Below are 7,088 nucleotides of genomic sequence, written 5' to 3'. Positions count from 1 at the left end.
GACCACCGCGTCGCCCTCGGCGTCGTGCCCGGTCGCGTCCGCGACGAGCTCGATCTGCGAGTACGCGTCGTCGAGGCTCGTCGCGGCCGGGACGAGCAGCGTCGGAATACCGGCCTCGGCCAGAGTGGACGTCACCAGGCCGAGGTCGGTGGAGGTGATCACCAGATCGGGGTCGTACGCGACGATCGCCTCGAGGCTCGGCGTGAACGCCGACAGCCCGGTCTTCGGTGCGTCGGCGGGATAGTCCGACTGATCGTCGACGGCCGCCACCTGCTCGCCCGCTCCGACGGCGTACAGGGTCTCCGTCGCCGTCGGGCTCAGCGAGACGATCGAACGAGGCACCGCGTCGATGGTGACGGTCCCGCCGTCCGAGCCCGACGCGATCGTCCTCGGGAACTCCCCGCTCGACGCCGCGACCGAGGTGGTTGCCGGCGGGGAGTCGGCCGTCGTGCTGCCGCAGCCGGTCGCGACCAGCGCGACGACCGCGAACCCTGCTGAGATCATTCGTGCCGATCGACGCTGCACTGCCACTCCTGTGTGTCCGATGCTCCTGGAGCGCCAACACTATCGGGTGGTGGTCACCGGCCCAGGCTCCGTGCCAGGTACGTGCCGGTGTGGGTGTCGGAGACCACCAACTCGTCGACGGTTCCGGTGAAGGTGATCAGACCGCCGTTGTGCCCGCCGTCGGGGCCGAGGTCGATGACCCAGTCGGCAGCGGCGATGACGTCGAGGTTGTGTTCGATGACGATCACCGACCTGCCCTCGTCGACCATCCCGGAGAGCAACGCGATCAGGTTCGACACGTCCGACGGATGCAGACCGGTGGTCGGCTCGTCGAGGACCAGCACCGGCGACGACCCGACCAGTTCGGTGGCGAGCTTGAGCCGCTGCCGCTCGCCGCCGGAGAGCGACGACAGGTTCTGGCCGAGTGAGAGGTAGCCGAGCCCGACGTCCCGGCACCGGCGGAGGATGTCGCGGATCTTCTTGAACTCGAAGAAGTCCTGAGCGTCCTCGACGGACATCTCGAAGATATCGGCGATGCTGACGCCATCGACGGTATGCCGGATCGCGCCCGACCGAAATCGCCTGCCCTGGCACGTCTCGCAGGTGCTCGTCACCGGGTCGGTGAACCCGAGATCGGTGAAGATGACACCGCTGCCCTGGCAGTCGGGGCACGCGCCGTCGGAGTTGGGCGAGAACAGCGACGGCGGCTGGCCGGTCTTCTTGGCGAAGTACGCACGGATCGGATCGAGCAGACCGGTGTACGTCGCGGGGGAGGAGCGCCGCGATCCGCGGATGGGTGCCTGGTCGATGATGACGGCGTCCGGTGCGGCCTCACGGAGGTGCCCGTGGATGAGACTCGACTTCCCGGAACCGGCGACGCCGGTGACGGCCGTCAGGACTCCCAGCGGAATGTCGACGCTGACGTCGCGCAGATTGTGGGTGCTGGCTCCGGTGATGCTCAGCCAGCCCGAAGGGGTTCGGGGAGTAAGCAATACGACATCCTCGCGCCGCAACGCGGCACCGGTCCTGGTGTCGGCGTCGCGCAGCTCGTCGTAGGTTCCCTCGAACACAACCGTGCCGCCCGCCTTTCCCGCGCCGGGGCCGATCTCGACGATGCGGTCGGCGATGGCCATGACCTCGGGGTCGTGCTCGACGACGAGGACGGTGTTGCCCTTGTCGCGCAGCGCGAGCAACATGTCGTCGAGGCGGTGGACGTCGCGGGGGTGCAGGCCTGTGGTCGGTTCGTCGAAGACGTAGAGCATGTCGTTCAGGGTCGCTCCCAGGTGGCGGACCATCTTGATGCGCTGGGATTCACCGCCCGACAGCGACGACGTTGCGCGGTCCAGGCTGAGGTAGCCGAGACCGAGATCGACGAGTCTTCGCAGCTGCGTGACGATTTCGGCGGTGACGGTACCCAGGCCGTCGATCTTCCACCCGTCGATGCGGTCGGCGAGCTCGGACACCTGCATCGCGAACGCGTCGGGCAGAGACAGGCCCTCGAGGGTCGCGCTGCGGATGGTCTCGTTGTAGCGGGAGCCGCCGCAGGATTCACAGACCCCGCGCGTGACGATGCGCTCGAACGCGAGCTTGGCCTTGCCCTTCAGGGCGTCGGCGTCCTTGGCAAGGTAGCTGCGCCGGAAGCGGGACACGATCCCCTCGTAACTCTTCATGACGGCGTCGGGGTTCAGTACCTCGAACTCGCCGGGTTTCGCGTCGAAGAACATGTGGCGCTCGCGGGCGGAGTACTGCTCGATCGGGACGTCGAGATCGAACAGGCCCGAGTCGGCGAACACCCGATACGGCCATTTGCCGACCTCGAAGTCCGGATGCTTGAACGGCCCCTCGCGCAAGGACTTCGACTCGTCCACCAGTTCGCCGAGGTCCACGACCTTCGCCTCGCCGAGCCCCTCGCACTCGAGGCACATGCCGGCCGGGTCGTTGAACGAGAACGCGTTCGCGAAGCCGATCGTCGGGGTGACGCCGCGGGACCAGAGCATGCGCAGCCAGTCGCCGATGTCGGTGATGGTGCCGACGGTCGAGCGCGGGCCGCCGAACAGACGCTTCTGATCGACGATGACGACGGCCGACAGGTTGGCGATGAGATCGGCGTCGGGACGGCCGTAGGACGGAAGGAACGTCTGCGCGAACGCGGTGAACGTCGAGTTGATCTGCCGTTGAGCTTCGGCAGCGATGGTGTCGAAGACGAGTGATGACTTCCCCGACCCTGAGACGCCTGCGAAGACGACGAGCGAGCGTTTGGGCAGGTCGAGGTTCACGTCGCGGAGATTATTCTCGCGTGCTCCGCGAACGAGGATGGTGGACAGTTCGTCGATGGATGGCTGGGTCGGTGTCGTCGGCTGGGCCTGGGTCATGTGCGCTTCGGTCGCCTTTCGCCGCCCCCGACGCTGGTTCGCCCGGGGCCGACGCAGCTTACCGTACGGTGTACGGAAACGCCACCGATGGGCGGGAAGTAACAGACTTACCGGTCTGACGATCTCCCATGGGTACCGGTTGCGCCAGGCCATCGGTCGGTCGAAGGGTTTTCATGACGAGCAGTAGTCGTTCCCGCGTGCACTCGGTCCTCGCGCTTGCCCTTCCTGCGCTCGTCCTCGCGGGCTGCGGATCCACGGACTCCGCCGAGCCCGAAGTGCGCACCGAAGTCCGGACGGTGACCGTCGAGGCAACGGCAACCCCAGCGACGATCGCGCCGACGTCGGTCGACAGGATCGTCCTTCCGGACACCACTGCGCCCGAGCCGTCCGCATCGGAGCCGGCAGCGCCGGTCCTCGTTGCCATGCCTCCGGTCGTATGCATGAATTTGCAGTCCGCGCAGAGTGCGATCCAGGCAGCCGGTGTCTTCTACTCCCGAAGCGCCGATGCCTCCGGCGAAGGTCGGATGCAGGTCAACGACTCGAACTGGATTGTCGTGGCGCAGGATCCGCCCGCAGGGACGCTGATCGGTGAGGGGGATGCTCTGCTGTCCGCGGTGAAGATCGGTGAGCCCAGCAACTGCTGAACTACCGGCGAATGCTGTGCTTGCCTGCTGGAGCCGGTTCCTGCTCGGTCGAGCTGTAGGCGAGGTGGCCTCCGATGAGGCCGCCGACGCTGGCTGTCGCCAGACCGGCCGCAGCCAGCGCCTTGGCGATGCCATCGGTCTGGTTCCGGCGACGTATGTACGAGCCGAGGAAGAGGAAGACGCCGGTCGCGTTGGAGGCCGCGTGGATCATCCCGACGCGTCGTTGGCGGGTGTTCATCGTCGACCAGTCCGCCCAGCCGGTGGCGATGGCTGCCGGCGCGGACACCAGCCCGAGGGAGATGACGAGCTTGCTCGCCCTGGACTGGTGGTTCAGCAGATCGAGGACTACGGCGCTCGTCCAGCTTCCGATGGTGACGTTGACGAGAGCCGGGTGGATGGGATGACCGATCCACCGGCCGCGTAGACCTGCGCCGACGGCGGTGTCGTCCAGTGCGGGTTTCAGGACACTGTTGATCGCGTTGCTCGCTCCGTCGAGGAACGAGGCAGATTCGAGGCTGTCGAGGGCTTGTTTCGTTGTCATGCGTTCTCGCATGCCCCAATGGCATCGATCGAACCCTGAGGGCAGCCAAACACGGCACGAGATGCTTGGACGTCCTATAACGTCGGGTGATGAGCAGCGGAACACGAGTGAACACCGTCGACGGCGTCCTGCGACGGTCGGCCGCGAAATTCCCCGACCGCCTCGCCGTTACATTCGAGGGACGCAGTCACACCTACGCAGAACTCGATACCGCGGTCACCCGCGCCGCTCGACGGCTGATCGCGTTGGGATTGAACAAGGGCGACCGCGTGGCGGCGTACGGCGTCAACTCCGACGCGTACGTGGTCGCGTTCCTCGCCTGTGCGCGAGCTGGATTGGTGCACGTCCCGATCAACTACGCGCTCGTGGGCGACGAATTGCAGTACCTGTTGCAGCAATCGGGTTCTCGGGCAGTGTTGGTCGACCCGGAGTTGGCGGGCACGCTCGATTCGGTTCGCGGCGAGCTCAGCATCGAGCACGTGGTCTCCCTTCCCGACGTGCTGGGCACGGACGGCGACGGCTCCGAACTCGACCCCGTCGCCGATGCGACCGACCTCGCTCAGTTGCTCTACACCTCCGGGACGACGTCGAAACCCAAGGGCGCGATGATGTCTCACGGCGCACTGGTCGCGGAGTACGTCTCGTGCGTCATCGCGCTCGGGTTCACCCAGGACGACGACCCGCTTCTGGTGATGCCGATGTACCACTCGGCGGGGATGCACGTGTTCATGCTGCCGTACCTGTCGGTGGGTGCCACGGTCCGCTTGATGCGCAGGCCCGACGTTCCGGAGATCCTGCGCCGCATCGAAGCGGAGAAGATCAAGTCTCTGTTCCTGGCACCGACGGTGTGGGTTCCGCTCGCCAATCACCCCGATCTGGCGACGCGCGATCTCTCGTCGTTGAAGAAGGCGCAGTACGGGTCTTCGATCATGCCCGTCACCGTTCTCACTCGGCTGCGTGAGCGGTACCCGGACATCGAGTTCTACAACTGCTTCGGGCAGTCCGAGATCGGGCCATTGGCAACGGTATTGCAGCCCGAGGAGCACGAGGCGCGGCCGGCGTCGTGTGGACGTGCGGTGTTCTTCGTCGAGACCCGCGTCGTCGATGCCGACGGCAACGATGTGCCGGACGGCGAAGCCGGTGAGATTCTCTATCGTTCTCCTCAGCTGTGCGACGGCTACTGGGACAAGCCGGAGGCGACGGCAGATGCGTTCTCGGATGGGTGGTTTCATTCCGGTGACTTGGTGACACGCGACGCCGAGGGGTTCATCACTGTGGTCGACCGGATCAAGGATGTCATCAACACTGGCGGCATCCTCGTCGCGTCCCGCGAGGTGGAGGATGCGATCTACACCCATCCGGCGGTCGCCGAGGTCGCGGTGATCGGGATGCCCGACGACAAGTGGATCGAGGCGGTGACGGCCGTCGTCGTGCTCGAGGACGGAAGTGAGCTGTCGTCGCAGGTGTTGATCGACCACGTGAAGGGTCGGATAGCGCCGTTCAAGGTGCCCAAGACCGTCACCTTCGTCGACGAATTGCCGCGCAATCAGAGCGGAAAATTGCTCAAGCGTGAGCTGCGCAGCTGACTAGTTGTCAGGCTGCGCGACGTTTTCGGCGGTGGTAGCTGGGGATGGGTTGTCGTGTGGGGTCGATGGATTCGGGTGGGATGGCGTAGGGGTGGCCGTCGTCGCCCATGAGCAGTTGCCAGTCGCCGTGGTGGACGAGGCGGTGGCATTCTCCGCAGACCAGGGCGAGGTTGTTCAGGTCGGTGCGGCCGCCGTGTTCCCAGAACTTCACGTGGTGGGCTTGGCACCACTGTGCGGGGCGGCCACACATCACGCAGCACCGATCGCGGATGGTCAGGGCGATGCGTTGGTCGTCGCTGGCAAGTCTGGTGCTGCGGCCCAGGGCGAGCGGGACGCCGTGGTGGTCGACGATGACCGGGGTGAGGTCGGCATCGCAGGTGAGAAGTTCGGCGAAAGCGCGGCTCATCGGCCCGGTCCAGTCGAAGTGGAACGGCCAGTCGGCATCACCGGGCTCAGGTGCAGACCTCTGCCCGCAATGGTCACCGGCGGCAGCGCTGGGACCGACACGATCGCCGCGGGGATCACCGGTCCGTGAACTGTCGCCGGCACCAGCACTGCTTTCGCTGACGTGGGGACCGCCGCCAGCATCACCGGTCCGTGAACTGTCACCGATGCCAGCAAGGTTCCCGCTGACGCGACGACCGGTTCCACGATCGGGACCCGCGTCGGTATTGCCGGCCCTTGAGTCGTCGCCGGCACCAGTACGGTTCCCGCTGACGCGACGACCGGCACCACGATCGGGACCCGTGTCGGCATCGCCGGTCCGTGAACTGTCGCCGGCACCCGCGCCGCTCCCGCTGACGCGACGACCGTTGCCACGATCGGGACCGCCCTCGGTATCTCTTGGTTGTGAGTGGCCGCCTGCACCGGATGCCTTCGAACCCGTTGTTGGCCTGTTCGATTGCGTGTGTCCGCGGTCGGCGAGCAGGTCCCGCAGCGGGACGATCAGGTGCACCGATGCCCGCGGCCCGCCCGCCGATCCGCGGCCACCACCGCTCAGGTGCCGGTCCAGGATCCGATCGAGGGCGTCCGCCCGCCGCTTCGACGGACCACGTAGATCGCGTTCACCACCGGGGCCGGGCTGCGGCGCGGTCAACGCCGACAACGCGGTGAGCAGCTTCTCGGCCAGGAGCCGGTCGACGTTGCCACCCATCTGGAAGCGGCCACTGGCAAGCGGGTGAACATCGAAACGGTTCAACTCCGGGTTCTCCGACACCGGTACCGGCGGCGGCCCAGCTGGAACAGGTTCGGGCCCAGCAGGTTCGGGCTCACCCGAGCCGCCTGCATCACCGGAGTTTGCTGCGTCACCCGCGCCACCTGCATCAGCTCGGCTCGCCCGGTCCCGCTCCTGTGTCCGCTCCTGTTCTTGTCGTTGCTCCTCGGCCTGCTCGTGGCGGGCTCTGGCGTCGTCCGCGGCGGAATGCGCCAGTGCCTGCGCGCG

6 protein-coding genes are annotated in these 7,088 nt (G+C 66.6%); 2 read left to right on the top strand and 4 right to left on the bottom strand.

Annotation, left to right across the window (positions count from 1 at the left end):
• Window positions 1-504: ABC transporter substrate-binding protein (locus tag A2J02_RS03890; RefSeq protein WP_156516070.1), on the bottom strand; the 504-nt coding region annotated here is incomplete at its 3' end.
• Between the two features lie 74 nt (window positions 505-578).
• A complete protein-coding gene (locus A2J02_RS03885) occupies window positions 579-2,876 on the bottom strand; it encodes an ATP-binding cassette domain-containing protein (protein WP_068047066.1) in 2,298 nt (765 codons plus the stop codon).
• 173 nt (window positions 2,877-3,049) lie between these two features.
• Here A2J02_RS03885 and A2J02_RS28565 point away from each other — a divergent pair, with 173 nt between their 5' ends.
• Window positions 3,050-3,520 (top strand): PASTA domain-containing protein, encoded by a 471-nt coding sequence (locus A2J02_RS28565; RefSeq protein WP_082898569.1) that lies wholly within the window; start codon window positions 3,050-3,052, stop codon window positions 3,518-3,520.
• A gap of 1 nt (window position 3,521) precedes the next feature.
• Here the strand turns inward: A2J02_RS28565 and A2J02_RS03875 are convergent, their stop codons facing one another.
• Window positions 3,522-4,061 (bottom strand): DUF2231 domain-containing protein, encoded by a 540-nt coding sequence (locus A2J02_RS03875; RefSeq protein WP_068047068.1) that lies wholly within the window; start codon window positions 4,059-4,061, stop codon window positions 3,522-3,524.
• Between the two features lie 89 nt (window positions 4,062-4,150).
• On the opposite strand from A2J02_RS03875, the gene A2J02_RS03870 reads away from it, so the two are divergent.
• A complete protein-coding gene (locus tag A2J02_RS03870; RefSeq protein ID WP_068047064.1) occupies window positions 4,151-5,647 on the top strand; it encodes an acyl-CoA synthetase in 1,497 nt (498 codons plus the stop codon).
• Between the two features lie 7 nt (window positions 5,648-5,654).
• On the opposite strand, the gene A2J02_RS28560 is transcribed toward A2J02_RS03870, so the two are convergent.
• Window positions 5,655-7,088 (bottom strand): HNH endonuclease signature motif containing protein (locus A2J02_RS28560; RefSeq protein WP_231911403.1); only part of this gene is annotated, 1,434 nt, incomplete at its 5' end.

Source organism: Rhodococcus sp. EPR-147 (genome assembly GCF_001647185.1).
In the GTDB taxonomy this organism is placed as follows: domain Bacteria; phylum Actinomycetota; class Actinomycetes; order Mycobacteriales; family Mycobacteriaceae; genus Rhodococcoides.
This window is presented reverse-complemented; position numbering and strand designations above follow the sequence as displayed.

What these genes read in the sequence shown, in the direction of transcription:
- A2J02_RS03885 (WP_068047066.1), bottom strand. Translation starts at nt 2,876, where the DNA reads ATGACCCAGGCCCAGCCGACGACACCGACCCAGCCATCCATCGACGAA.
- A2J02_RS28565 (WP_082898569.1), top strand. Translation starts at nt 3,050, where the DNA reads ATGACGAGCAGTAGTCGTTCCCGCGTGCACTCGGTCCTCGCGCTTGCC.
- A2J02_RS03875 (WP_068047068.1), bottom strand. Translation starts at nt 4,061, where the DNA reads ATGACAACGAAACAAGCCCTCGACAGCCTCGAATCTGCCTCGTTCCTC.
- A2J02_RS03870 (WP_068047064.1), top strand. Translation starts at nt 4,151, where the DNA reads ATGAGCAGCGGAACACGAGTGAACACCGTCGACGGCGTCCTGCGACGG.